This window comes from Neptunitalea chrysea (assembly GCF_027924145.1).
Lineage (GTDB): Bacteria > Bacteroidota > Bacteroidia > Flavobacteriales > Flavobacteriaceae > Neptunitalea > Neptunitalea chrysea.
This window is the reverse complement of record NZ_BRVP01000084.1, coordinates 1-388: the sequence shown is the minus strand read 5'-3', so window position 1 is coordinate 388 and position 388 is coordinate 1. Positions and strand designations below refer to the sequence as shown.

The 388-nt window shown below is 29.1% G+C and carries 1 protein-coding gene; it reads right to left on the bottom strand.

Annotation, left to right across the window (positions count from 1 at the left end; translation table 11 throughout):
* Positions 1-121: 121 nt before the first annotated feature.
* The gene (locus NBRC110019_RS16810) at positions 122-367 is read right to left on the bottom strand and encodes a hypothetical protein (RefSeq protein WP_281756624.1); all 246 of its coding nucleotides are present in this window, start codon (positions 365-367) and stop codon (positions 122-124) included.
* Positions 368-388 lie beyond the last annotated feature (21 nt).

The following is a 388-nucleotide window of genomic DNA, read 5'->3' as shown; positions in this document are numbered from 1 at the left end:
ACTTTGGCCATAACTCAAACAACAAACTAAAAATAAAACTAGATTAAATAATCTCATAGATATATAAAATTAAAATTACACGTAATTACAATCTAATTACGTGTAATTATTAGGCATATACTTAATCTTGAATCACAACCACAATAGGATCAGCACAACCATAATAGTAACCATAATAAGCTGCATCATATTCTGCTACGGTTGAAATTGCACCAGAATTCCATTGCGCATCTGCATATGCTATCGCCTCAGATACACAATCTTTTTTTCTATCAAAATTCTTAGTAATTTCTGCAGACTCTAAATCGGTATTTGCAAATGCAAATACTGACAAAAACATAAAAGCTGTTGAAAGCATTTTTTTCATAAGTGAAATTTTTAAAAGTTA